The sequence below is a fragment of the Aeromonas sp. QDB23 genome, from assembly GCF_027707745.1.
Classification (GTDB): domain Bacteria; phylum Pseudomonadota; class Gammaproteobacteria; order Enterobacterales; family Aeromonadaceae; genus Aeromonas; species Aeromonas allosaccharophila.
On sequence record NZ_JAPCJA010000137.1, the window covers coordinates 1 to 1,711 of the forward strand.

Genomic DNA, 1,711 nt, shown 5'->3' on the forward strand with positions numbered 1-1,711 from the left:
ATGATCTCGCACCTCGATAACTGTACGTAAGATCAGTATAGTTCGTGGTAACTGACTGCTAATCATGGGTAATCAGGAAGGGATAACCGATGGTAAAGTAAGTTATCCCTGTCGAGATACTGAAAAGCGTTATCCTCGTTTTTCCCAAAACTGTTTTGCCAGTTCGCTCAGAGCGCTAGTTAACTGAGCGACAGATTTCGCACTTTGCAAATTATTCTGCCCGGTCTGTACATTGGTATCAGCAGCATCGCGTATATTGTTAATACTGCGGTTGATGTCTTCACTTACTGCTCCCTGCTGCTCGACCGCAGTCGCTATTTGCGCGTTCATGTCGGTAATTTCGTTAACACGTTGGCCAATTCCATCAAGAGCTGTAGCTGCTTCCTCTGCGTGAGCTACACTCGTGTGCGCTTGCCGACCACTTTGCTCCATGACTGTAACAGCGGATTGCGCTCGCTCTTGTAGAGCGCTGATCATGCTTTGAATATCCGTTGTCGATTGCTGTGTGCGAGCAGCAAGACTGCGAACCTCATCGGCGACAACAGCAAAACCACGCCCCTGCTCACCAGCACGCGCGGCCTCAATTGCTGCGTTGAGTGCCAACAAATTCGTTTGATCGGCGATCCCTCGTATAACGTCAAGAATTTTTGATATCTCGTTACTTTGACCTTCAAGCTCATGAATAACCTGAGCGGCTTGCCTAATTTCACCTTCAAGGGCAGTGATTGACTGGCTTGTGTGGGCTACCAGACGCTGGCCAGATGCCGTCTCAGTGTCTGCTCTTCCGGCCGCATCTGCAGCATGCTGTGCATTGCTCGCAACCTCTTGAATGCTTGCAGTCATTTGGTTTACTGCCGTTGCTATTTGATCTGTCTCTGCCTGCTGCTCAACTGTAAGTACATTGCTTGACTCAATATCCTTTAGTAGGCCTCGGGTGTGTTCGCTAAGCCGATTTGATGCATCATCTATGCGACCTACTACGGCGCCTGTTTCAGCTTGCATCATTCGTAAAGCAAACTCTATTTGGCCAAACTCATCGGTGCGCCCAGTGTAGACGGATTGACTTAATGGGTTATTGGAAATATTCTTGGCTCTTTCAACCAGTCTTCCAAGAGGAGAGAGAATAGCCAAAACACTAACAGAGCTTAAGCTTCCTGACATTAAAGTAGCTAACAATAAGCTGTTTATTGATGTATCAGTAAGCATGCCGGCAGCCATTGCGCTTGATATAATACTACCCCATATGAGCAAGAGTATTTTCACGGAAAAGCTAGCAACCCATTTCGGCCTCGCGGCCTTCCCGCTTCTCAATTGAGCATATAATTTTTCCGCAGCCAAAACCTGCTCAGGTTCAGGCTTGGTCCTTACAGACTGGTATTCAACAATCGAACCATTCTTAGCTATTGGCGTTACATAAGCACTTACCCAATAGTGGTCGCCATTTTTACAGCGATTTTTTACTAGCCCCATCCATGAGCGGCCAGATTTTAATGTACTCCACATATGCTCAAATGCAGCAGGCGGCATATCTGGGTGTCTTACGATGTTGTGAGGCTGGCCTAATAGTTCTTCCTCAGTGAAACCACTGATTTTAATGAAGTCAGGATTAACGTACGTGATATGGCTTTGAGGGGAGGTAGTCGAAAGAATATTGGCATCTTTTGGGAGTTCTAAGTTTCGACCCGTCACTGGTAAATTCTGGCGCATAAGA

At 46.9% G+C, this 1,711-nt stretch carries 1 protein-coding gene; it reads right to left on the minus strand.

The features are described 5' to 3' along the window. Positions 1-129 precede the first annotated feature (129 nt). A partial coding sequence (locus PG888_RS22800) for a methyl-accepting chemotaxis protein (protein WP_270816050.1) occupies positions 130-1,711 on the minus strand: 1,582 nt, incomplete at its 5' end.